The sequence below is a fragment of the Dactylosporangium thailandense genome (assembly GCF_059739745.1).
In genome coordinates this window covers 9,721,808-9,743,228 of record NZ_AP029195.1, presented here as the reverse complement: position 1 = coordinate 9,743,228, position 21,421 = coordinate 9,721,808, and the positions used below count along the sequence as shown (strand labels likewise).

18 protein-coding genes are annotated in these 21,421 nt (G+C 71.1%); 8 read left to right on the top strand and 10 right to left on the bottom strand.

What is annotated here, in order from left to right:
* Positions 1-322: 322 nt before the first annotated feature.
* Positions 323-841 carry a hypothetical protein gene (locus tag AC6JBM_RS43260; RefSeq protein WP_497979547.1) on the bottom strand — a complete coding sequence of 173 codons (519 nt, stop codon included), beginning with the start codon at positions 839-841 and terminating at the stop codon, positions 323-325.
* 358 nt (positions 842-1,199) lie between these two features.
* Positions 1,200-1,787, bottom strand: coding sequence for a hypothetical protein (locus AC6JBM_RS43255; protein WP_497979546.1), 588 nt, complete (start codon positions 1,785-1,787; stop codon positions 1,200-1,202).
* 170 nt (positions 1,788-1,957) lie between these two features.
* On the opposite strand from AC6JBM_RS43255, the gene AC6JBM_RS43250 reads away from it, so the two are divergent.
* The 7 genes from AC6JBM_RS43250 to AC6JBM_RS43220 all read left to right on the top strand — a co-directional run bounded on the left by AC6JBM_RS43250 (position 1,958) and on the right by AC6JBM_RS43220 (position 9,393).
* Positions 1,958-3,112, top strand: coding sequence for an efflux RND transporter periplasmic adaptor subunit (locus tag AC6JBM_RS43250; protein ID WP_497979545.1), 1,155 nt, complete (start codon positions 1,958-1,960; stop codon positions 3,110-3,112).
* Positions 3,113-3,123: 11 nt separating this feature from the next.
* Complete coding sequence (locus AC6JBM_RS43245) at positions 3,124-3,852, top strand: response regulator transcription factor (RefSeq protein WP_497979544.1); 729 nt, start codon at positions 3,124-3,126, stop codon at positions 3,850-3,852.
* The gene (locus AC6JBM_RS43240; protein WP_497979543.1) at positions 3,849-5,432 is read left to right on the top strand and encodes a sensor histidine kinase; all 1,584 of its coding nucleotides are present in this window, start codon (positions 3,849-3,851) and stop codon (positions 5,430-5,432) included. The genes AC6JBM_RS43245 and AC6JBM_RS43240 overlap by 4 nt, the downstream gene beginning before the upstream one ends.
* A gap of 36 nt (positions 5,433-5,468) precedes the next feature.
* Positions 5,469-6,704: an efflux RND transporter periplasmic adaptor subunit gene (locus AC6JBM_RS43235; protein WP_497979542.1), complete on the top strand. Its 1,236-nt coding sequence runs from the start codon at positions 5,469-5,471 to the stop codon at positions 6,702-6,704.
* 1 nt (position 6,705) lies between these two features.
* Positions 6,706-7,428 carry an ABC transporter ATP-binding protein gene (locus AC6JBM_RS43230; protein WP_497979541.1) on the top strand — a complete coding sequence of 241 codons (723 nt, stop codon included), beginning with the start codon at positions 6,706-6,708 and terminating at the stop codon, positions 7,426-7,428.
* The gene (locus AC6JBM_RS43225; RefSeq protein ID WP_497979540.1) at positions 7,425-8,642 is read left to right on the top strand and encodes an ABC transporter permease; all 1,218 of its coding nucleotides are present in this window, start codon (positions 7,425-7,427) and stop codon (positions 8,640-8,642) included. Before AC6JBM_RS43230 ends, AC6JBM_RS43225 begins: the two co-directional genes overlap by 4 nt.
* A gap of 109 nt (positions 8,643-8,751) precedes the next feature.
* Positions 8,752-9,393 (top strand): hypothetical protein, encoded by a 642-nt coding sequence (locus AC6JBM_RS43220; protein ID WP_497979539.1) that lies wholly within the window; start codon positions 8,752-8,754, stop codon positions 9,391-9,393.
* 738 nt (positions 9,394-10,131) lie between these two features.
* Here the strand turns inward: AC6JBM_RS43220 and ccsB are convergent.
* From ccsB to hemL, 6 genes are read right to left on the bottom strand one after another with little or no spacing between them, the layout of a single operon-like run.
* A complete protein-coding gene (gene ccsB, locus AC6JBM_RS43215; protein ID WP_497979538.1) occupies positions 10,132-11,085 on the bottom strand; it encodes a c-type cytochrome biogenesis protein CcsB in 954 nt (317 codons plus the stop codon).
* Positions 11,085-12,719: a cytochrome c biogenesis protein ResB gene (gene resB, locus AC6JBM_RS43210; protein WP_497986666.1), complete on the bottom strand. Its 1,635-nt coding sequence runs from the start codon at positions 12,717-12,719 to the stop codon at positions 11,085-11,087. The genes ccsB and resB overlap by 1 nt, the downstream gene beginning before the upstream one ends.
* A complete protein-coding gene (locus tag AC6JBM_RS43205; protein ID WP_497979537.1) occupies positions 12,656-13,402 on the bottom strand; it encodes a cytochrome c biogenesis CcdA family protein in 747 nt (248 codons plus the stop codon). Before AC6JBM_RS43205 ends, resB begins: the two co-directional genes overlap by 64 nt.
* Entirely contained in the window at positions 13,402-13,932 is a 531-nt protein-coding gene (locus AC6JBM_RS43200) for a TlpA family protein disulfide reductase (protein WP_497979536.1), read from the bottom strand. Before AC6JBM_RS43200 ends, AC6JBM_RS43205 begins: the two co-directional genes overlap by 1 nt.
* A 1-nt stretch (position 13,933) precedes the next feature.
* Complete coding sequence (locus AC6JBM_RS43195; RefSeq protein WP_497979535.1) at positions 13,934-14,578, bottom strand: histidine phosphatase family protein; 645 nt, start codon at positions 14,576-14,578, stop codon at positions 13,934-13,936.
* A complete protein-coding gene (hemL, locus tag AC6JBM_RS43190; protein ID WP_497979534.1) occupies positions 14,575-15,906 on the bottom strand; it encodes a glutamate-1-semialdehyde 2,1-aminomutase in 1,332 nt (443 codons plus the stop codon). The genes AC6JBM_RS43195 and hemL overlap by 4 nt, the downstream gene beginning before the upstream one ends.
* Positions 15,907-16,007: 101 nt before the next feature.
* Here hemL and AC6JBM_RS43185 point away from each other — a divergent pair, with 101 nt between their 5' ends.
* A complete protein-coding gene (locus tag AC6JBM_RS43185) occupies positions 16,008-16,331 on the top strand; it encodes an STAS domain-containing protein (RefSeq protein ID WP_223100440.1) in 324 nt (107 codons plus the stop codon).
* On the opposite strand, the gene AC6JBM_RS43180 is transcribed toward AC6JBM_RS43185, so the two are convergent.
* Both AC6JBM_RS43180 and AC6JBM_RS43175 read right to left on the bottom strand, forming a co-directional pair.
* The gene (locus AC6JBM_RS43180; RefSeq protein WP_497979533.1) at positions 16,328-16,906 is read right to left on the bottom strand and encodes a response regulator; all 579 of its coding nucleotides are present in this window, start codon (positions 16,904-16,906) and stop codon (positions 16,328-16,330) included. The two genes, AC6JBM_RS43185 and AC6JBM_RS43180, sit on opposite strands and share 4 nt — an antisense overlap.
* 85 nt (positions 16,907-16,991) lie before the next feature.
* Positions 16,992-21,398, bottom strand: coding sequence for a HAMP domain-containing protein (locus tag AC6JBM_RS43175; RefSeq protein ID WP_497979532.1), 4,407 nt, complete (start codon positions 21,396-21,398; stop codon positions 16,992-16,994).
* Positions 21,399-21,421 lie beyond the last annotated feature (23 nt).

The following is a 21,421-nucleotide window of genomic DNA, read 5'->3' as shown; positions in this document are numbered from 1 at the left end:
GTGCCGGGTCGACCCCGAGTACCCCTCCACGAGTGTTGGAGAAGGCCGACATCGTCTCGCGCAAGCTCTTCGGAAGGCCGCCATGTGCCTTCTTGACTTCCACGTCGGCGACATGCCCAGCACGCGGAGGTTCTCGACGATCTCCGCAAGCTCTTCCACGTTCACCGCACCACCATCCTGCTAACGATCCTGCTCACCAGGAAGGTGAGCAGGATCGTGCCACGCAAGAGTCGGTCCGACCCAGCCCTGCTGCTTGCGCGCGCTGCGAAGATGCTTGGCGAACGGTGCGGCGGCGGACGGTGCGAGCCGCGGCCGAGAAGGGTCAGGCGAGGCGCAGTTCGGGGCGGGACTTGACCGGCGCCGTGGCGCGGACCGTGGAGGCCGAAGAAGTCGCGGCGCGAGCCGGCTCGATGACGCCCCACGGCGTCCGGAACGCCTGCTTCAGAGCCTCGTCCAACCGCCACATCTCGGCCGTCGAGCCGAGGCGGATCCAAAGGTTCTCGCGCACCCCGTCGATGGCCGTCACGCCCAGCTGAATCCCGTTGCGCGCCGGCTCCGGCGTCCAAGCCACGTCGGCCAGCTGGTGGAGGTCGGCGTTGAGGTGGAGGCTGACTCGGCGCAGTACCGCGGACTCGCTCGTCACCACGAGGCGGTTGCGCGTCAGCATGAGCACGTTGCGCCGGCCGTGGCTCGTCGTGCACCGCGCGATCACGGCGACCGCGTCGCGGTCCCCGGCGCAGCGGCGCAGCACCTGGACATGGCGCGCGACGGTGCCGCCCGGCAGCTTCGCCAGCGCGGTGGCCGGCAGGAACGTCCGTGAGAAGGTGTCCAGCGCTTCCATACCGTGCGCAACGACGGGGCTCGCGCACCGACACGCGTTTTGAGCGCCGATCTCGCGGCCTCGGTACCCGGACACTCCCACGATGTCCGGATTGGCCGATTCGCGGCCGCGAGACCGGCGCACAGGGGGTGCGACGCCGACGCACCCTGGAGTGAAGACTTCATGCGTTCGGGCGAGTCCGGCGTGTCGGACATGCCCGAATGGTTCGCGGTGACCGGTTACCCGGTGACCCGCCGGGCAACCGGTCACCAGTCCGGTGTACCCGAAAGGGTCGACCCGCCCGGCTGGGCGCTGGGCGCAGTGACCCGGCGGCGTGCACCGCCGGGTCCAGCGACCAGCCGGGCGGGTGGTCGATGGGTCAGGACGCGCGCGGGCTGGGCTTCAGCGGGGCGCACGCCTGCACCGCGGCCGCGACCTTCGCGTCCGAGGTGTCGAGCTGCTCGGTGGAGCCGGTGATGGTGACGCCGTGCTCGGTGAGGCAGTTGCGGTACGCCGCGTCCTGGCCGTTGCCGCGGTTGCCGCCGCCGTTGCCGAAGCCGCCGCCGGGGAAGCCGCTCGGGCGCAGCGACGCGCACGCCTTCTGGGCCTTCTCCCACACCTGCTGGTCGACGCCGTTCGGGGCCTCGCTGCCGAAGAAGCCACCGGGGCCTCCACCAGGGCCGCCGCCGCGGAAGCCGCCGCTGCCGGACGGGCGCGGCTCGCCGGAGAACCGGGGCTGGCCGGACGGGCGGCTGTCCGGGAAACCCGACGGGCGGGCGGTGGGCCGGCCGGAGGCATTGTTGAACTGTCCGAGATCGACGCCGTTGTTCCGCAGGCAGGACACGTAGTCCGTGCCGCCCGACGCACCCGCGGCGGTCGGGGTGTTGTCGTCGGAGGAGCCGCAGGCGGCGGCGAAGAGCGCCACCGCGGCGAGCGCCAGAGCGGCGCCGCCGATCCGCTTGTTCATCACCCGTGTGATGGAACGTCGCCAAGCTCGATGGCAAGTCGGCCGAAGCTCAAAGTTTCCTCATAACCGCAAGGCGCGTAAATGCCGCGATTCGGCCGGACGGCGGCTCCCAGGGAACTTTGAGGTCGGGCCTAGCTGGCCGGGAGGAGAACCCGCTGAACTACGTTCCCATGAAGGTCTGGTGGCTGGCCGGAGGGGTCGCCGTGCTCGCGGCCGCAGCCGTGACGACGGTCGTGCTGACGAGTTCCGACGCGAAGGCTCCGGTGCAGGTCAGCACCGCGAAGGTGGGCCGGGGGCAGGTCAGCAGCACGGTGTCCGCGTCCGGCACGGTGCAGGCCCAGGCCACCCGCAATCTCGGGTTCACCACCAGCGGCACGCTCACCGAGCTCAACGTCAAGGCCGGCGACGTCGTCGCCGAGGGCGCGGTGCTGGCGAAGATCGACGACGCGTCGGCCCAGGACGCGGTCGACCAGGCCGCCGAGAGCGTCTCCAACGCGCAGGACGCGCTGACCAAGGCGGTGACCGCGCACGACACCGCGCTGGCCCTGCCCACGAGCAACCCGACGACGGCCGCGGCGAATCCGTCGAGATCGGCCGGCGGGCAGACGGGTGGCCAGACCGGCGGCCAGACCGGCGGGCAGACCGGTCAAGGCGGGCAAAATACGCAGAGCGGCGGACAAAGCGGACAAAATGCCGCGCAGACCCGCGCCAACCAGGTGCAGCAGACCAGCGACAACCTCATGAACGCCCAGCAGCGGCTCAACAACGCCAAGCTGAGCCTCACGCAGGCCAACGCCAAGCTCGCCGGCACCGTCATCACGGCCCCCGTCGGCGGCAAGATCCTCTCGGTCAGCGGCTCGGTCGGCAGCCAGGCCGGCTCCAACGTGATCACGCTCGCCGGCACCGGCGACGCGGTCGTCAAGGCCCAGTTCACCGAGGCCGAGGTGGCCGCGCTCAAGGTCGGCCAGACGGCGCAGGTCAGCCTGCCGGACAACGCTTCGGAGAAGTACGCCGGAAAGGTCCTGCAGATCGATCCGGCCGGCACGGTGTCGAACCGCCTGGTGCGCTACGCGGCCCTGATCTCCTTCGACAAGGTGCCCGACACGCTGCTCTACGGTCAGAGCGCTACTGTCGCAGTAGTCACCGCGTCCGCGGACGACGTGCTGTTCGTCCCCTCGACCGCCGTGCACGACGGCTTTGTCACCGTGCGCGTCAACGGCAAGGACGAGCGGCGGGCCGTCGAGACCGGGCTGCGCGGCGACGTCAACACCGAGATCAAGAGCGGACTTGCCCAGGGCGACGAGATCCTGGCGGCGGGTCAGTGACGATGGAGCCGATGCCGATCGCGACGCAGGCGACCGAACGCCAGCCGAAGGTGCTCGTCGTCGACGACGAGGCGAGCATCCGCGCCCTGCTCTCGGCCACGCTGCGGCTGACCGGCTTCGAGGTCCGGGTCGCCACCGGGGGCAACGAGGCGCTGGCCACGGCCGCCGAGTACTGCCCCGATCTCGTCGTGCTCGACGTCATGATGCCCGACCTGGACGGCTTCGAGGTCGCCCAGCGGCTGCGCACGAGCGGCCGGCCGGTGCCGGTGCTGTTCCTGACCGCGCGCGACTCCGTCGAGGACCGCATCTCCGGGCTGACCGTCGGCGCCGACGACTACGTGGCCAAGCCGTTCAGCCTCGAGGAGGTCGTGCTGCGGATCCGCGCGATCCTGCGCCGCAGCCTGGGCGAGCAGCAGCAGCTCGTCGACGGCGGGGTGCTGCGCTACGCCGACCTGGAGATGGACGAGGACGCGCACGAGGTGCGCCGCGGCGGCATTCGCGTCGACCTGTCCCCGACCGAGTTCAATCTGCTGCGGTACCTCCTGACGAACGCCGGCCGCGTGGTGAGCAAGGCCCAGATCCTCGACCGGGTCTGGAACTACGACTTCGGCGGCGACGGGCGGATCGTGGAGAGCTACGTCTACTACCTGCGCCGCAAGATCGACAAGTGGGACCCGCCGCTGATCCACACGGTCCGCGGCGTCGGCTACGCGCTGAGACTGCCGAGAACCGAGGGGTGAACCTGCGGCTCTGGCGGCACTGGACGGTCCGGACCCGGATCGTCGTCTCGGTCGTGTCGATCGCCGCGGTCGCCTTGATCACCGCGAACGTGATCGGCGTGCTGTTCCTCAACTGGTACCTCATGCAGCGCGTCGACCAGCAGCTCGCCGGACCGTTCCGGGGTCGTCCGCCGAGCAGCGCCACGCAGAACAAGCGCCCCGAGGGCCAGTTCTCGCCCGGCCCCGAGTTCCAGATCTACCACTTCGACGCCGACGGCCGGCTCGACAACACGACCGAGACGCCGCTGGTCGACCCGAAGCTCTTCGGCGACCTCAAGGCGCGGGCCGAAAACGGGCAGCCGTTCACCGTCGACGGGCCCGGCGCGCAGTGGCGGGTGCGCGTGTTCCCGGCGACCTGGGCCGGCACTCCGGGCTACGGGGCGTTCGCGATCTCCCTGAAGGACGTCGCGGCGACGCGGGACCAGATGGTGCAGTACACCTCCGGCATCAGCCTCTTCCTCCTCGCGCTGGTCGGCATCGCCACCGCCGCGCTGGTGCGGGTCGGGCTGGCGCCGCTGACGCGCATGGAGGAGGCCGCGGCCGACATCGCCGCCGGCAATCTGTCCCGCCGCATCGACGACGCCGACTCGCACACCGAGTCGGGCCGCCTCGGCATCGCGCTCAACACGATGATGACCCGCATCGAGGGCGCGGTCGACGACAGCGCGGCCTCGGAGCGGCGGCTCCGGCAGTTCCTCGCCGACGCCGCGCACGAGCTGCGCACCCCGCTCACCAGCGTGCAGGGCTTCGCCGAGCTGTACCGGCGCGGCGGCGCCCCGCCCGGTCCGGCCCTGGACGAGGCGATGGAGTGCATCGAGGCCGAGGTCAGCCGGATGCGCCTGCTCGTCAACGACCTGCTGACGCTGGCCCGCCTGGACGAGGAGCGCCCGCTGCAGCAGCACCCCGTCGACCTGCTCGCCGTCGCCGCCGACACCGTGCGGGACGCGCACGTGCGGGTGCCGACGCGGTTCGTGCAGCTCGCGGCGCTGGAGGAGCGCTCGGTGACCTTCGAGCCGATCACGGTCGAGGGCGACGAGGCCCGGCTGCGGCAGGTGGTGGCCAACCTGGTCAGCAACGCGCTGCAGCACACGCCGGAGGACACCCGGATCGTGGTCAAGGTCGGGCGCGCCGGGCCGCCGAAGATGCTGCCGATCGCGGCCGTCGGGGCCACGCTGCCCGAGGGCGCGCCGCTGGGCTGCGTCGAGGTCAGCGACACCGGCCCGGGCATGAAGCCGGAGGACGCCGTGCGGGTCTTCGAGCGGCTGTACCGCGCCGAGGGTTCCCGCTCCCGCCGCTACGGCGGCGCCGGCCTCGGGCTGTCGATCGTCGCCTCGATCGTGCAGGCGCACGGCGGGCGCGTGGAGCTGTGGACGGCTCCGGGGCAGGGCGCGACATTCCGGGTACTGCTGCCGGCTCTGGATCTTCCCGATGAGTTCGTCGACATCGACCTCGATGAGGGCGTCGAACCGGGGCCCGAACGCCCCGACGAATCGGTGGAAATGCGGGCAACGGGATTCCGAGGCAACTCCGAGGTTCGCTGAGGTTTGCTCCGAGCGATTTCCACCACCATTCCCCTCATGCGTTTGTCGCTGCCTTCTGTGGGCAAGCCACGGCTCAACTCCGTGACCCTTGTGAACACCGTGCTCGTGCTCGCCGCGGTCGGCGGGGCGTTCTGGGCGTACCAGATCGTCAGCGGACCGGCCGCGAACGCCGACACCGGGACGAGCACCACGCGCACCCGGAACGTGGCGGTCACCGAGGGCACGGTCTCCCAGACGGTCTCGGCGACCGGCTCGGTGGCCAGCGCCTCGACCGCGAACGCCAACTTCGCCACCTCGGGCACGGTCACCGAGGTCGACGTGAAGGTCGGCGACGTGGTCACGAAGGGCCAGACGCTCGCCAAGGTGGACCCGACCTCGGCCCAGGCCGCGCTGGACACCGCGAAGGCGAACCTGACCGCGGCCAAGGCGGCGCTGACCCGCGACCAGAACAACTCCGCCGACGACGCCACGATCGCCTCGGCCCAGGCCCAGGTCGCGACCGCGCAGGCGAACGTGACCTCGGCGCAGACCAACGTCAACGGCACGGTGCTGACGGCCCCGATCGCCGGCACGGTCACCGCGGTCAGCGGCGCGGTCGGCTCCTCGTCGGGCGGCTCGAGCTCGTCCAGCGGCGGGGGCGGCGGGAACGGCACCACCGGCTCGACGACGTCGAGCTCCTCGAGCTCCGGCAGCGGCTTCGTGCAGATCGCGGACCTGTCGAAGCTGCAGATCAACGCGAGCTTCGCCGAGTCGGACGCGACCAAGCTCAAGGCGGGCCAGGCCGCCAACATCACCTGGAGCGCGCTGTCCGGCACGCGGGCGACGGGCAAGGTGGCCACCATCTCTCCGACGGCCACGACCAGCAACAACGTGAACTCCTACGCCGTGACGATCTCGCTGGACTCGCTTCCGGAGGGGGTACGGCTGGGTCAGAGCACCACCGCGGTCGTGACGATCGCCGAGGCGCAGAACGTGCTGCGCATCCCGAGCACCGCCCTGCGCACCGCCGGCGGCCAGCGCACGGTGCAGGTGTCGGTCAACGGGCAGACCGAGGAGCGCCAGGTCGAGGTCGGCATCACCGGCGGCGGCTTCGTGGAGGTCAAGTCCGGGCTGCAGGCCGGCGAGCAGGTCGTGATCACCACGACGACGACGAACTCGACCACCGGCACGACGAACCAGTTCCCCGGCGGGGGCAACTTCCCCGGCGGTGGTGCCGGCAACTTCGGCGGGGGCGGCGGCAACTTCGGCGGCGGCGGTCGTGGGGGCAACTGACATGACCACGCAGACGATGACCGTGGTCGAGTCGACCACCAAGCCGGTGCTCGACATCCAGAACGTCAAGAAGATCTACGGCCAGGGCGAGACCGAGGTGCACGCGCTGCGAGGCGTGACGCTCACCGTCGAGCGCGGCGACTACGTCGCGATCATGGGCTCGTCGGGCTCGGGCAAGTCGACGCTCATGAACATCCTGGGCTGCCTCGACATTCCGACGTCCGGGCAGTACCTCCTGGACGGCGTCGACGTCAGCCGGCTCAACGACCGCCAGCTCGCGCTCGTGCGCAACCGCCGGATCGGCTTCGTGTTCCAGTCGTTCAACCTCATCGCCCGCACCACCGCGCTGGCCAACGTGGAGCTGCCGCTCGCCTACGCCGGGGTCAAGGCCGCCGAGCGCCGCCGCCGCGCCCGGGCCGCCCTGAACATGGTCGGCCTGGCCCAGCGCGAGGACCACGAGCCCAACCAGCTCTCCGGCGGCCAGCAGCAGCGCGTCGCGGTCGCCCGGGCGCTGGTCACCGCGCCGGCCCTGGTGCTGGCCGACGAGCCCACGGGCAACCTCGACACCCAGTCCACCAACGACGTGCTCGCGGTGTTCGACCAGCTCAACCGGTCGGGCCGCACCATCGTGCTGATCACTCACGAGCCGGACGTCGCCGAGCACGCCAAGCGGCTGATCCGGCTGGTCGACGGACGCATCGTCCAGGATGAGCGGCTGAAGTGAACATCTTCGAGACCATCCGCTTCGCGCTGCGCGCGATCACGGCGAACAAGCTGCGCTCCAGCCTCACGGTGCTGGGCATCCTGATCGGCGTCGCCGCGGTCATCCTGCTCGTCGCGGTCGGCAACGGCTCGGCCCAGGCGGTGCAGAACCAGATCGAGTCGCTGGGCACCAACACGCTGACCGTCACGGCCGGGGCCGGCGGCGGGGCGCGCGGGGCGGCCTCGACCCAGAACACCGCGCTGAACATGGACCTCGTGCCGGCCCTGGAGAACAAGGACGAGGCCCCGCACGTCAAGAGCGTCTCGCCGGTGGTGACCGGCTCGCAGGCGGCGACCTACGAGGGCACGGATCACACCATCCCGCAGTTCGTCGGTACGTATCCGGGCTATGTCGCGGCGTCCAACTTCAAGATCTCGAAGGGCACGCTGTTCACCGACGACGACGTGAAGGACTCGCGCAAGGTCGTGGTGATCGGCTCGACCGTCGCCGAGGAGCTCTTCGGCAACGTCGACCCGCTGTCCAAGCAGGTCACCGTCTCCGGCAAGCTCTTCACGGTCATCGGGGTGCTCGCGGAGAAGGGCGGCAGCGGCTTCAACGACCCGAACGACGTGGCCATGGCGCCGGTCTCCGCGGTGCAGGAGTCGCTGACCGGGTACGGCTCGCTCAACCAGCTCCTCGTGCAGGCGACCTCGCCGGACGCGGTCAGCGCGGCGCAGTCCGAGATCACCGCGATCCTCAACGAGAAGCTGAACATCAGCGGGTCCTCGACGACGTCGGCGTACCGCATCCTCAACCAGTCGCAGCTGCTGGAGACCCGGGCCAACACCGCCGAGACCTTCACGCTGCTGCTCGGCGCCGTGGCCGGCATCAGCCTCCTGGTCGGCGGCATCGGCATCACGAACATCATGATGGTGACCGTCACCGAGCGGACCCGCGAGATCGGCATCCGCAAGGCGCTCGGCGCCCCAAAGCGCACCATCCTCACCCAGTTCCTGGTCGAGGCGACGGTGTTGTCGCTGATCGGCGGCCTGCTCGGCGTGGCCGCGGCCATCATCGGCAGCCAGTTCACGATCGTGAGCATCAAGCCGGTCATCGTGCCCAGCTCGGTCGCCCTGGCGCTGGGCTTCTCGGTCGCGATCGGCCTGTTCTTCGGCAGCTACCCCGCCTCCCGGGCGGCCGGCCTGCGCCCGATCGAGGCCCTTCGGTACGAGTAAATGCCCTGTCGTTCTCCGCGCGGGTAGGTCCCGGTTGCGGTGCCAAAACCCCCCGCGGGCATCGCAACCTGGTCCCACCCGCACGGCCGGTGTTCCAAAAGGAGTTCCCGTGACCCACGCCGCTTCGCCTTTCCGCCGTCCGGACGCGTCGCCGTACGAGCGCCCGGCCGCCTCCGACGACGACACGGAGTTTCTCCCCGCCGTCCTGGACGGGCCCGAGCCCGACCTCCTGGAGGAGCCCGAGCCCGACCTCCTGGCCGAGCCGCCGCTGGACGACGACCTGAACGAGCGGATCGCGAAGGCCGCACCCCGGCGCCTGGCCAACCGGGCCACCTACGTCCTGGCCGGCCTGGCCCTGCTGGTGGTCGGCTTCGTCGGCGGCGCCCAGGTGCAGAAGTCCTACGGCACCGCCCCCGCCGCGTCGGGCCCGGGCGGCGCCAACCCGGCCGCGCTCGCGAGCGCCTTCGCGGGCCGCAACGGCGGCCAGTTCCCGGGCGGCGGCACGCAGGGCGGCGGCCAGGGCAACACGGGCACTCGCGGCGGCGTGACCGGCACGGTCAAGCTGGTCGACGGCACCACGGTGTACGTGGAGACCGCGGACGGCCAGACGGTGATCGTGAAGACCAGCGACAAGACCACGGTCTCGGCCCCCGGCGCCCTGAAGGACCTGACCGCGGGCTCGACGGTGACGATCCAGGGCCAGCAGGCTGACGGTTCCGTGACAGCAACCTCGATTACGAAGACGAAGTAGCTACCCTCGGGCGGCATGCCGGTTCAGCGGATCATGTTCTACGACTTCCCGTGGGACGTGCGCATGGCCGGCCGCCTGATGATCTGGCACCTGTACGCCTGGCCATCGACGGCGGCCGCGGTGGGCTCGACCTCCGACCTGCTCACGCGGGCCGAGATCACGTCGCTGACCTTCGGCGACCTGGTCGAGCACGGCCTGGACTCCCCGCGCGGCCGGGAGATCCTGCGCTTCGTGAACCGCAGCCACCGGGGCACCCCGGTGACGGCCGCGCACAACCGCTTCGCCCTGGCCGCCCTCGCCGTGACGCTGATCCGGTGGCTGGACGCCTACGGCTGGCGCCCGTTGACGCCGCCGGAGCGGGACGCGCTGATCGGCTTCTACGCCGCGCTGGCGCACCGCATGGGCGTGCGCGACTTCCCGAGCGACCCGTTCGCCTACCTCGCCGCTCGCGAGGCGGAGTTCGCCTTCTCCGAGGCCGGGCGCGTGTGCAGCGAGCAGACGCTGGCGATGGCCCGCGCTCGGGTCCGCCCCTGGCTGCGCTTCCTGGTCCGCCCGGTGGTGGCCGCGCTGCTCCTGCCGTCGGTGCGGGCCGCCGTGGGCCTGCCGGACCCTCCGCGACCGGTGCGGGCCGCGGTGGTCACGGCGCTGCGAATCCGCCGCGCGGTGGTGCGGTGGCTTCCCCGGCGGACGAAGCCGACGACTCCCCGCACGCGGCGCCAGGAACGCCGGACGCGGAGGTCAGACGCCGGCGTAGGAGTGCAGGCCGTTCGCCACCAGGTTGACGCCGAACAGGTTGACCAGCATGGTGCCCCAGCCGATCACGGCGATCCAGGACGTCACCCGGCGGCTCACGCTCGGGGTTGACCGCGCGTGCAGGTAGCCGGCGTACACGACCCAGGCGATGAAGGACCAGATCTCCTTCGGGTCCCAGTTCCAGTACCGGCCCCAGGCCGCCTCGGCCCAGATCGCGCCCGAGATCACGCCGAAGGTCCAGATCGGGAAGGCGAAGGCGTGGACCCGGAAGGTCACGCGCTCCAGGGTCGCGGCGGCCGGGAGGCGCTCGCCCAGGGAGTACGGGAAGCGGGTCTTGCCGGCGTCGTAGCCCATGCGGATCAGGTGCATCGCGGCGGCCACGAAGCCGACCAGGAAGATGCCCGACGACGTCGACGCGGCGCCCACGTGGATGACCAGCCAGTAGGAGTGCAGGGCGGGCACCAGGGGGCCGACCGGCACGTAGAGGCTCATGCCGGCGATCGAGAGCAGGACCGCGGCGACCAGGGTGACGAACAGGCCCAGGTGGCGCAGGTTGGGCAGGCGGACCATCGTGAACAGCCAGGCCGTCATGCCCACGGCGGTGGCCATCATGACGAACTCGTACATGTTGCCCCAGGGGGCGCGGTCCGCGGCGATGCCCCGCGTGACCAGGGCGCCCACGTGGGCCAGGTAGCCGATCACCATGAGGACGACCGCGGTGACGCCGGCCCGACGGGCGCCGGGGGAGGGAGCCGAGGCGACCTCCTCGGCCGCGACCTCCGACGAGACGCCACCGCCGCCCACGGTTGCCAGCTCCCGCACGGCCAGGCGGGCGACCACGCCGCGGCCGCCGAAGGCGTACTCAACCGCGTAGGCCATCATCGCCAGCACGTAGCTGAAGATCGTGACCACCAACAGCTGGTTCGACAACCCGCCCATCACACAACCTCCTCGACGGTCTCAGTCTGCGCCACCTGCTCCGGCACCGAAGCGGCGGGGGCGGCCGCGCGCACGATCTCGGCGAACTCCTCGGCGAAGCCGGGGTGGTCGCTGCGCGGCAGGCCGCCGGCCGTGATGCCGGTGGGTGCGATGCGGAAGAAGACCCGGCGGCGCTTGCCCGACAGCGAACCGAGCAGGCCGGCGAGCAGCGCGATGGCGCCGCCCAGCACGATCGGCTGGCCGGGGTCGTGGCGCACCGAGATGCTGATCCACTGGCGGGTGCCGACGAACTGCACGGTGGTGCCGTCGGGCAGGGTCGCGCTCTGCCCGGGCTTGAGCATCAGCGGGTCGCCGAACTTCGCGAGCCGTCCGGCCTCGATCTGGCGGGTGTCGAGGGTGTAGACGGACAAGGGGGCGCCCGCGTCGAAGCCGAGCACTCCGCGGTACGGCTGCAACATGAGGCGGGGATCGTTCTCGGCCGGGAACGCGGAGGAGTTGACGGACGGGTCGGACGGGACCGTGGGCAGGTAGATGCCCGAGAATCCGATCTGCGCCTTGTCGTCGCGGGTGTGCGTCTCCGGGTTGATGTTCACGTCGGGGAACGTGGCCACGCCCTGGCTGGTGAGCAGGCCGTCCGAGGGCAGGAAGTTCGACACGTTCTCCGAGGTCTTGCCGTACTTGTCGGTGTACCGCAGGATCGGCGCGTACCCGTGCCCGAGCAGCGACACGTTCGCCCCGTCGAGGCGCAACGGGTCGTTGACCTGCAGCCGGCGCTCGGAAGACTTGCCGTTCTCGGTCACGTGGACGTCGGCCTTGTACGTCACCGGCTGCCCGTTGTCGAGGTAGCTCGCGGTGAACTTGTCCAGCCGCAGGCAGAACCGGGGCAGGTCGTTCTCGCCGACCTGGGCGCCCAGCGCGTGCTCGTCGTAGTTGAGCAGCGTGTTGCAGAAGGCGAAGTCGTCGCCCTCCACCAGCAGGCGGTTGCCGTGCCAGCCGAACCACGAGCCGAACGCGACGCCGAAGAGCAGCGACAGCAGGGCGAAGTGGAAGACCAGGTTGCCGGTCTCCTTCAGGTAGCCCTTCTCGGCGGAGATCTCCAGCACCTCGCCGTCCTTGCGCACCGTGGTGCGGAAGCGGCGCTTGCGCAGCATGCGACGGATGCGGTCGGCATCCTCGGCGGTCCCCGACCCGGCGAGCACGGCGTGCTGCGGCAGCCGCTCGAAACGAGCGGGAGCTTTCGGCGGTACCTTCACCAGCGCGACGAAGTGCTGCCGGAACCGCGGCACCAGGCACCCGACGAGCGAGATGAACAGCAGCAGGTAGATCGCCGAGAACCAGGGCGAGCCGTACACGTCGAAGAACGAGAGCCGGTCGAGCGTCGGCCCCCACTGCTGGTGCGTGTCGAGATAGGTGTCGACCTTCTCCGGCGACACGTTGCGCTGCGGCAGCACCGAGCCCGGGATCGCGGCCACGGCGAGCAGGAACAGCAGCACCAGGGCGGTGCGCATGCTCGTCAGCTGACGCCAGGCGCGGCGGCTCACGGCGACGACGGTGTGGTAGAGCCGGCGCATCAGATCGGCACCGTTCCGGCCGGGCCGATGTTCGCCTGCAGGGCGGTCATGAGGTAGCTCCAGACGCCGGTGACCAGGGCGAGGCCGATCAGCACGAGCAGGGCGCCGCCGATGCGGGTCACCCAGCGGCTGTTGCGCCGGATGAACTTCACGACCCCGATGAGCCGCTGGAAGCCCAGCCCCATGGCGATGAACGGGATGCCGAGGCCGAGCGAGTACGCGACCGCGAGCGTGACCGCCCGGGCCTGCGAGCCGCTGGTCGAGCCGAGCGCGATCATCGCGCCGAGGGTGGGGCCGGTGCACGGCGCCCACGACAGCGCGAAGACCACGCCGAGCACGGGCGCGCCGACCAGGCCCGCGGAGGGCAGCCGCTGGATGCGCCACTGCCGCTCCAGGCCCGGCACCAGGCCCATGAAGGCCAGGCCGAGCACGATCACGGCGACACCGACCACGATCTCGATCGTCCGGCGGTGCACGACCATCGTCATCGCGGCCTGGGTGGCGAGCACGATCAGCCCGACGAACACCACGCCGAAGCCCGCGACGAACAGGCCCACGCCGGCGAGCACCCGGCCGCGGCGCTTGCCGGAGTCGAGGTCCGCGCCGGCCAGGCCGGTGACGTAGGACAGGTAGCCCGGCACGAGCGGCAGGATGCACGGCGACAGGAAGCTGACCAGCCCGGCGAGCGCGGCCACCCCGACGGCCAGCAGCAGGGGACCGCTCGCGGCGACCGAGCCGGCGTCCATCAGGCCTTCTCGGCCAGCAGGTCGCGAACGACCGGTTCGAGCAGCGCCTGGTCGACCTCGGAGCGCATGACGGCCGCGATGCGCCCGGCCTTGTCGATCACCAGCGTGGCGGGGATCGAGTTCGGCGGCACGTCGAAGTTGAGCGCGAGCGATCCGGACGGGTCGAAGATGCTGCCGTACGTCGGCTTGATGTCGGCCAGGTACGCCTCGGCCGGGTCGCGCTGGTCGCGGATGTTGACCCCGATGAAGGTGACGCCCTCGGACTTGGTCGCCGCGAGCACCTTCTCCAGCTCGGGGGCCTCGGAGCGGCAGGGCGGGCAGTACGAGGCCCAGAAGTTCACGACCACGACCTGGCCCTTGTGCTGGGCCAGCTCGAACCGGCCGGAGCCGTCCATGAGCTCGCCGCCCATGGTGGGCGCCGCGACCCGCTTGGCCACGTCGATCTTGCGGCTGCCGAGGGCGTTCTTGGGTGTGCTGCTGGTGCAGGCGGCCAGGAACAGCACGAGAACCAGCACGAGGGCCCGGCGCATCTCAGGCGCCCTTGGCGTTGCGGGCCGAGGCCGACAGGGCGACCAGGTGCGCGGCCGGCTCCGAGTAGGCGATGCCGACGATCTTCGTGTCGTCGAAGTGGAAGCTGGTGAGGCTGGCCAGCGAGCACTCGCGGCGCCGCGGGTCGTGCCAGAGCCGCTTCTTCTCGATGTGCCGGCGCAGCGTCCAGATCGGCAGCTGGTGCGAGACGCACACGGCCTCGTGCCCCTCCGCCGCCTCGCGGGCGGTCAGGATGGCCTGATACATCCGTGCCGCGATGACGTTGTAGGGCTCGCCCCAGGACGGGGTCCTCGGGTCACGCAGCACCCACCAGTTGCGCGGGTCCTTGAGCGAACCGTCGCCGACGCCGACCTGCTTGCCCTCGAAGAAGTTCGCGCTCTCGATCAGCCGCTCGTCGACCGCCACCGGCAGCCCGAGCTGCTCGGCGAACGGCTCGGCGGTCTGCTGCGCGCGCTCCAGCGGGCTCGCGACCAGGTGCGTGATGTCGTGGCCGGCCAGCGACTCGGCCGCGGCCTTGGCCATCTGCACGCCGAGCTCGGAGAGCCGGAAGCCGGGCAGGCGCCCGTAGAGGATCTTCGTCGGGTTGTAGACCTCGCCGTGGCGCAGCACGTGGACGATCGTCTTCATGCCGCCACCCGCGCCGCCGCCCGGGCCGCGTGCGGCAGGGCCGCCTCGAGCACGCCGAGCGCCTCGTCGTCGATCGCGGTGGAGACGAACCAGGACTCGTACGCGCTCGGCGGCAGGTAGACGCCGCGCGAGAGCATCTCGTGGAAGAAGGCCCGGAACGCGGCCACGTCCTGCGTCTGCGCCTCGGCGAACGAGTGCACCGGCCGGTCGGTGAAGAAGATCGAGAACATGCTGCCGGCCGTGGACAGCACGTGCGGTACACCCGCAGCGGCCAGGGCGTCGGAGGCCAGCTTCGACACCGTCGCGGCGGTGGCGTCCAGGCGCGCGTAGACGTCCGGGGTCGCCAGCCGGAGGGTCGCGAGGCCCGCCGCGCACGCCAGCGGATTGCCGGAGAGGGTTCCGGCCTGGTACACCGGGCCGGCCGGGGCGAGCCGCGACATGATCTCGGCCCGTCCGCCGAACGCCGCGGCCGGCATGCCGCCGCCCATGACCTTGCCGAACGTGTAGAGGTCGGCGTCCACGGGCGCGAGCCCGGCCCAGCCGCCGCGGCTGACCCGGAACCCGGTCATGACCTCGTCGAGGATGAGCAGGGCGCCGTGGCGGTGCGCGAGCTCGGCGAGCTTCGCGTTGAACCCGTCGCGGGGCGCGACCACGCCCATGTTGCCGGCGGCGGCCTCGGTGATCACCGCGGCGACCTGGTCCCCGTGGGCCGCGAAGGCCTCCTCGAGCGCGGCGACGTCGTTGTACGGCAGGACGATCGTGTCGCCCGCGGCCGCACCCGTGACGCCGGGCGAGTCCGGCAGGGCCAGCGTGGCCACCCCGGACCCGGCCGCGACGAGCAGCGCGTCGACGTGCCCGTGGTAGCAGCCGGCGAACTTGATCACCTTGGGCCGCCCGGTGAACCCGCGCGCCAGGCGCAGGGCGCTCATCGTCGCCTCGGTGCCCGAGTTGACCAGGCGCACCTGGTCGATCGGGGTCCGGGCGACGATCTCCTCGGCGAGGGCGACCTCGCCGGGCGTCGGGGTGCCGAAGCTGGTGCCGCGCGCGGCGGCCTCGGTGATGGCGGCGACGACCTCGGGGTGGGCGTGGCCGAGGATCAGCGGCCCCCACGAGCAGACGAGGTCCAGGTAGCGCCGGCCGTCGGCGTCGGTGAGCCAGCAGCCGGAGCCGCCGACCATGAAGCGCGGGGTGCCCCCGACTGCCCGGAAGGCCCGGACAGGTGAATTCACCCCACCCGGCACGATGGCCTGGGCACGGTCGAACAGGGCCTGCGAGGCCGGCGCGTCGCCCGAGAACGGGCCGAGACCGGCGGTGTCAATATCGGTCACAGCCTGCCCATTCTGACAGCCGCTCCGGGCGTGCGACGCGCGGCCCTCGGGCCCGTGTGCCCGACACCACTGCCAGGCCTGATCAGATATAGGCTGGTGTCGTGGATCGACCCGATCTCTCCGTATCCGTGCGCCGCGCACCGAGTGAGACCGTCGTGTCGCTGACCGGTGAGATCGACATGTCGACCGTTCCCCGCCTGGCCGCGGCCGTGGACGACGTGCTGAACGAGCCGCCGGCGCGCGTGGTGCTCGACATGGCGGGCGTGACGTTCTGTGACTCCCAGGGCCTCGGGACGCTGGTGGTGCTCAGCCGCAAGGCCACCCTGGCGCAGAGCTACCTGGTGCTGGTCAACGTGGGCGCGTTCCTGATCCGGGTGCTGGACATCACCGGGCTGCGCAACGCGCTGATGATTCAGGAGGTCTAGAACCTCGAGCGCGCCTTCGCCAGCGCGGCCATCGCCTTCTCCACCTGCTCCCGGCCGAGCTCGCCGTCGGCCGCCAGCGCGCCCTTGAGCAGCGCGGTGGCCTCGTCCACGGCCAGGCCGGCCGCGCGCAGCTCGGCCTCGCGCACCCGCACGAGCTCCGACTGGGCCGCGAGCTGCTGCGTCATCGTCCAGAGCTCGACGAAGACGGAGACCTTGGCGCGCAGCACCCACGGGTCGAACGGCTTCGTGAGGTAGTCCACGGCCCCGGCCGCGTAGCCGCGCAGGGCGAGGTGAGAGTCCCGGTCGGCGGCCGTGAGGAAGATGATCGGCACGTGCCGGGTCTTCTCGCGGCGCTTGATGTGCCGGGCGGTCTCGAAGCCGTCCATCGTGGGCATCTGGGCGTCGAGCAGGATCAGCGCGAAGTCGTCCACGAGCAGCCGCTTGAGCGCGTCCTCGCCGCTGTCCGCCCCGACCGTCTGCACCGGAAGGCCCTGCAGGATCGCCTCGAGGGCCAGCAGGTTGTCCCGCCGGTCGTCGACGAGCAGCACCTTCGCGGGCCGGTCCGGTCCAGTCACCACAGCAACCTACACCCCGCGGCTGGGTCGGAGTGGATGGCCGGGCAGCGGCTGACCCCGTCCGACCTCCACTTCGACACAGACCTCAGACGGCCCGCCCCTCCCCGTTCACCCACGCGGCCATGACGTCGAGCAACTCGTCCAGGTCGACCGGCTTGGTGATGTAGTCGCTGGCCCCCGCGGCGAGGGACGACTCGCGGTCGCCCGGCATCGCCTTGGCGGTCAGGAACACCACCGGCAGCTCCGCGAAGCGGCGGTTGCGCCGGATCGCGCGGGTCGTCTCGTTGCCGTCCTGGTCGGGCATCATCGCGTCCATCAGCACGATGTCGACGTCGGGGTGCTCGGAGAGGATGCGCACGCCGTCGGCGCCGTTGTCCGCGTAGAGCACCGTCATCCCGTGCAGCTCCAGCGCGCTGGTGAGGGCGAAGACGTTGCGAACGTCGTCGTCGACGATGAGCACGGTGGCGCCGTCGAGCTGGTGGGCCGCGGCGGTGGTCGAGCGGCGATCCGCCGACGGCAGCGAGCGCAGCATCGGCGGGGCCGAGGGCATCGGCCGGTTCGCCGGCGGCAGCGCCTGCGACTGGATCGGCAGCGACGGGTGCAGCGACTGGTGCAACTGCTGGTGCAGGGTCGGCGTGACCTCGGTCGCGATGACGTCGGGCAGGTAGAGCGTGAACGTCGCCCCGTGCCCGACCTGCGAGGTCACCCCGATCGCGCCGCCGAGCAGGCGGGCGAGCTCGCGGCTGATCGACAGGCCGAGGCCGGTTCCGCCGTACTTCCGGCTGGTCGTCCCGTCCGCCTGCTGGAACGCCTCAAAGATGAGCGCCACCTTGTCGTCCGAGATGCCGATGCCGGTGTCGGAGACGGCGAACTGGATCACTCGGCGGGCCCCGGCGAGCGTCGGCGCCTGGAAGTCCAGGCCGGCCGGGGCGACCCCGATGGCCAGCGTCACCGTGCCGTGGTCGGTGAACTTGACGGCGTTGGAGACCAGGTTGCGCAGGATCTGCTGGAGCCGCTGCGGGTCGGTGACGATGGCCGGGGGCAGCGCGGTGTCGGTGGCCACGGTGAAGTCCAGGCCCTTGTCCTCGGCCTGCGGGGCGAAGGCCTGCTCGACGTACGCCCGGATCTCATCGAACGAGACCTCACCCGGCTCGACGTCCATCCGGCCCGCCTCGATCTTGGACAGGTCGAGGATGTCGTCGATGAGCGCGAGCAGGTCGGAGCCGGCGTTGTGGATCGTCGCCGCGAACTCGATCTGCCGTGCGGTCAGGTTGGTGTCCGGGTTGTCGGCCAGCAGCCGGGACAGCAGCAGCATCGAGTTGAGCGGGGTCCGCAGCTCGTGGCTCATGTTGGCCAGGAACTCCGACTTGTACTGCGACGCCTGCGCGAGCTGCTGCGCCTTCTCCTCCAGGCCGAGCCGCGCCATCTCGATCTCGCGGTTCTGCTTCTCGATGTTGCCCTTCTGCTCCGACAGCAGCGTCGCCTTCTCCTCCAGCTCGGCGTTGGTTCGCTGCAGCTCGGCCGACTGGTCCTGCAGCTCCTCGGTGAGCCGCTGCGACTGGGACAGCAGCTCCTCCGTGCGCCGGTTGGCCAGGATCGTCTTGAGCGCGACGCCGATGGTGACCACGAGCCGGTCGAGGAAGGACAGGTGCAGGTCGCTGAACGGCGAGACGCTGCCGAACTCGATCACGCCGAGCGGCTCGCCCTCGAAGAGCACCGGCAGCACGACGAGGTCGGCCGGGGCCGTCTCGGTCACGCCCGAGCGCACTCGCAGGCGCGCCTCGGGCGCGGCCTGCACGCGGATCGCCCGGCGGGACAGCGACGCCTGGCCGATGAGGCCCTCGCCGGGCGCGAAGCTGATGTCGGCGCCGGGGGCGACGTAGCCGTACGAGGCCTCGAGGCGCAGCCGCAGCCCGATCTCCGGGTCGGCGCCGGACAGGAAGAACGCGCCGATCTGGGCGTCGACCAGGGGCGTCACCTCGGCCATGATCATGCGGCAGACCTCGCCGAGGTCGCGCTGGCCCTGCAGCAGGCCGCCGACGCGGGCCAGGTTGGAGTCCAGCCAGCCCTGCTCCGCGTTCTTCTTCGTGGTCTCGCGGAGCGTGACGATCATCTGGTTGATGTTGTCCTTGAGCTCGGCCACCTCGCCGAGCGCCTCGACCGCGATCCGCTGGGTCAGGTCGCCGCGGGTCACCGCGGTGGACACCTGCGAGATGGCGCGCAGCTGCGTGGTCAGCGTCGAGGCGAGCTGGTTCACGTTCTCGGTGAGGTCCCGCCAGGTGCCGGAGACGCCCTTCACCTGGGCCTGACCGCCGAGCTTGCCCTCCGAGCCGACCTCGCGGGCCACGCGGGTGACCTCGTCGGCGAACGACGAGAGCTGGTCGACCATGGTGTTGACGGTCGACTTCAGCTCCAGGATCTCGCCGTGCGCGTCGACGGTGATCTTCTGCGACAGGTCGCCGCGGGCCACGGCCGTCGTCACCTGGGCGATGTTGCGGACCTGGCTGGTCAGGTTGGACGCCATCGAGTTGACGTTGTCGGTGAGGTCGCGCCAGGTGCCGGAGACGCCCTTCACCTGGGCCTGACCGCCCAGCTTGCCCTCGGTGCCGACCTCGCGGGCCACGCGTGTGACCTCGTCGGCGAACGACGAGAGCTGGTCGACCATCGTGTTCACCGTCGACTTCAGCTCCAGGATCTCGCCCTGGGCGTCGACGGTGATCTTCTGCGAGAGGTCGCCCCGGGCCACGGCCGTCGCGACCTGCGAGATGTTGCGGACCTGGGCGGTGAGGTTCGAGCCCATGAAGTTCACGTTGTCGGTCAGGTCGCGCCAGGTGCCGGCCACCCCGCGCACCTGGGCCTGGCCGCCGAGCTTGCCTTCGGTGCCGACCTCGCGGGCCACGCGGGTGACCTCGTCGGCGAAGGACGAGAGCTGGTCGACCATCGTGTTCACGGTGCTCTTGAGCTCGAGGATCTCGCCGCGGGCGTCGACGGTGATCTTCTGCGAGAGGTCGCCCCGGGCCACCGCGGTCGCGACCTGGGCGATGTTGCGGACCTGGCTGGTCAGGTTGGACGCCATGAAGTTGACGTTGTCGGTGAGGTCGCGCCAGGTGCCGGCGACGCCGGTGACCTGGGCCTGGCCGCCGAGCTTGCCCTCGGTGCCGACCTCGCGGGCCACGCGGGTGACCTCGTCGGCGAACGAGGAGAGCTGGTCGACCATCGTGTTCACGGTGCTCTTGAGCTCGAGGATCTCGCCGCGGGCGTCGACCGTGATCTTCTGCGAGAGGTCGCCCCGCGCGACCGCCGTGGACACCTGGGCGATGTTCCGCACCTGGCTGGTCAGGTTCGAGGCCATGAAGTTGACGTTGTCGGTGAGGTCGCGCCAGGTGCCGGCGACGCCGGTGACCTGGGCCTGGCCGCCCAGCTTGCCCTCGGTGCCGACCTCGCGGGCCACACGCGTGACCTCGTCGGCGAACGAGGAGAGCTGGTCGACCATCGTGTTCACGGTGTCCTTGAGCTCCAGGATCTCGCCCTGGGCGGCCACCGTGATCTTCTGCGAGAGGTCGCCCCGGGCCACCGCGGTCGCGACCTGGGCGATGTTGCGGACCTGGCTGGTCAGGTTGGACGCCATCGAGTTGACGTTGTCGGTCAGGTCCTTCCAGGTGCCGGCCACGCCGGGCACCTCCGCCTGGCCGCCCAGGTTGCCCTCGGTGCCGACCTCGCGGGCCACCCGGGTCACCTGCTCGGCGAAGATCCGCAGCGTGTCGACCAGGGAGTTGATCGTCTCCGACAGCTCGGCGATCTCGCCCTTCGCGCTCACCGTGATCTTCTGCGAGAGGTCGCCGCGGGCCACCGCCGTCGCCGCCGTCGAGATCGACCGCACCTGCCCCGTGAGGTTGGCGGCCATCGAGTTCACCGAGTCCGTGAGGTCGCGCCAGGTGCCGGCGACGCCGGTGACCTGGGCCTGGCCGCCGAGCTTGCCCTCGGTGCCGACCTCGCGGGCCACGCGCGTGACCTCGTCGGCGAACGACGAGAGCTGGTCGACCATCGTGTTCACGGTGCGGCCGATGGTGAGGAACTCGCCCCGCAGCGGCCGCCCGTCGATCTCCAGGGCCAGCTGCTGCGACAGGTCGCCCTCGGCCACCGCCACGATCACGCGGGCGATCTCGGTGGTCGGGCGGCCGAGGTCGTCGATGAGCGAGTTGACCGCGCGGATGTGGTCGAGCCACGCCCCCTCGAAGCCCTCCTCGTCGAGCCGCTCGGTCATCCGGCCCTCGCGGCCGACGACCCGGCTGATCCGCAGCAGCTCGCGATTCTGGCGCTGCTTGGTCTCGGCGAGCCGGTTGAAGCGTTCGACCACCTCGCCCGGCAATCCGTCGCGCCGGCTCAACCTGATCTTCAGGTTGCCGGACAGCATCTGATCCAGCGCCTTGGAGAGCTCCTCCAGGAGCAGCGTTTCCGGACTCTTCCGGGTGACTTCGTCGACTGTGGTCATGGCGTCTCCACCGGTCTCGGGGG

Excerpts from the sequence above, each read along its gene's own strand:
- AC6JBM_RS43260 (WP_497979547.1), bottom strand. The coding sequence starts at position 841 with ATGGAAGCGCTGGACACCTTCTCACGGACGTTCCTGCCGGCCACCGCG.
- AC6JBM_RS43255 (WP_497979546.1), bottom strand. The coding sequence starts at position 1,787 with ATGAACAAGCGGATCGGCGGCGCCGCTCTGGCGCTCGCCGCGGTGGCG.
- AC6JBM_RS43250 (WP_497979545.1), top strand. The coding sequence starts at position 1,958 with ATGAAGGTCTGGTGGCTGGCCGGAGGGGTCGCCGTGCTCGCGGCCGCA.
- AC6JBM_RS43245 (WP_497979544.1), top strand. The coding sequence starts at position 3,124 with ATGCCGATCGCGACGCAGGCGACCGAACGCCAGCCGAAGGTGCTCGTC.
- AC6JBM_RS43235 (WP_497979542.1), top strand. The coding sequence starts at position 5,469 with ATGCGTTTGTCGCTGCCTTCTGTGGGCAAGCCACGGCTCAACTCCGTG.
- AC6JBM_RS43230 (WP_497979541.1), top strand. The coding sequence starts at position 6,706 with ATGACCACGCAGACGATGACCGTGGTCGAGTCGACCACCAAGCCGGTG.
- ccsB (WP_497979538.1), bottom strand. The coding sequence starts at position 11,085 with ATGGGCGGGTTGTCGAACCAGCTGTTGGTGGTCACGATCTTCAGCTAC.
- AC6JBM_RS43205 (WP_497979537.1), bottom strand. The coding sequence starts at position 13,402 with ATGGACGCCGGCTCGGTCGCCGCGAGCGGTCCCCTGCTGCTGGCCGTC.
- AC6JBM_RS43200 (WP_497979536.1), bottom strand. The coding sequence starts at position 13,932 with ATGCGCCGGGCCCTCGTGCTGGTTCTCGTGCTGTTCCTGGCCGCCTGC.
- AC6JBM_RS43195 (WP_497979535.1), bottom strand. The coding sequence starts at position 14,578 with ATGAAGACGATCGTCCACGTGCTGCGCCACGGCGAGGTCTACAACCCG.
- AC6JBM_RS43175 (WP_497979532.1), bottom strand. The coding sequence starts at position 21,398 with ATGACCACAGTCGACGAAGTCACCCGGAAGAGTCCGGAAACGCTGCTC.